General features: G+C 67.0%; 1 protein-coding gene. It reads left to right on the forward strand.

What is annotated here, in order from left to right:
* Positions 1-181: 181 nt before the first annotated feature.
* On the forward strand, positions 182-1,407 hold a 1,226-nt coding region (gene istA, locus ACOVRJ_RS02230), incomplete at its 3' end, for an IS21 family transposase (protein WP_422042278.1).

The following is a 1,407-nucleotide window of genomic DNA, read 5'->3' on the forward strand; positions in this document are numbered from 1 at the left end:
TGCGCGCACCACGGTGATCCGGCCACGGATTCCATGAGCATCCGGCCACCCATTCCATGGCGATCTGGCCACCTGTTCCACGAGCATCCGGCCGCCCTCGTGTAAGGTCCTGCAGGGCAATCTGAAGCCGCCTATCGTGCCGCGTTTCGACGTGGACGGGGGCGAGATGCGAAGGTTGCCGATGAGGAAGATCAAGGATGTATTGCGGCTCCATGCGGCCGGCCGATCCGCTCGCCAGATCGGGCCGAGCGTCGGTGTGAGCCGCAGCACGGTGGCGGACTACCTGCGCCGCGCGGAAGTTGCGGGCCTGTCCTGGCCATTGCCCGACGGGTTGGATGAAGAAGCGCTGGAGCGGCGGCTGTTTCCGCCTCCACCACCCGCGCAGAGCCGTCTGTTTACCGAGGCGGACTGGGCAGAGATCCATCGCGAGTTGAAGCGGCCAGGCGTCACGCTGGCGCTGCTCTGGGACGAGTATCGTAGCCAGCACCCGGACGGTTACGGCTACTCGGCGTTTTGCGAGCACTACCGGCGTTGGGTCGGTCGGCTCTCTCCCGTCATGCGCCGGCGCCATGCCGCGGGCGAGCGGATGTTTGTCGACTATTCCGGCACCCGGATGGCGGTGATCGACCCGACCACGGGCGCGGCGCGCCCGGCGGAGATCTTCATCGCCGTTATGGGTGCCTCGAACATGACCTACGTCGAGGCAAGCTGGAGCCAGGCGTTGCCGGACTGGATCGGCGCACACACCCACGCCTTCGCCGCGTTCGGTGCGGTGCCGACGCTGGTCGTATCCGACAACCTGAAGTCCGGGGTGATCCGCGCCTGCTTCTACGAGCCCGAGATCAACCGCAGCTACGCCGAGATGGCAGCCCATTACGGCACGGCGATCCTGCCCGCGCGTCCATACAAGCCCCGCGACAAGGCCAAGGTCGAAGGGGCCGTTCTCCTTGTCCAGCGTTGGATCATCGCCAGGCTACGCAACCGGCAGTTCTTCAGCCTCGAGGAACTGAATGCAGCGATCCGGGACGAGGTCGCCCGCCTGAACGCCCGCGTCAGCCGCCACCTCGGAGCGTCGCGCCAGCAGCTCTTCGAGACGCTCGACCGTCCCGCGATGCAGCCGCTCCCGCCGGAACCGTTCACCCATGCCGACTGGCGCCACACAACGGTCGGACTCGACTACCACGTCCGGCTCGAGGGTCATCATTACTCGGTGCCTCATGATCTGCTCCGGCAAAAGCTCTGGGCGCGGCTGACCGCCAGCACGGTCGAGATCTTCCGTGCAGGCAAACGCGTGGCCTGCCACCGGCGCGCCGCGCCCGGCGACACGGGCGCCACAACGCTTAACGAGCATCGACCTGCCAGCCATCGCCGTCATGCCGAGACCACGCCCGACCAGTTGCGCGAACG

This window comes from Roseateles sp. (assembly GCF_049240545.1).
Taxonomy (GTDB): Bacteria; Pseudomonadota; Gammaproteobacteria; order Burkholderiales; family Burkholderiaceae_C; genus Paucibacter_A.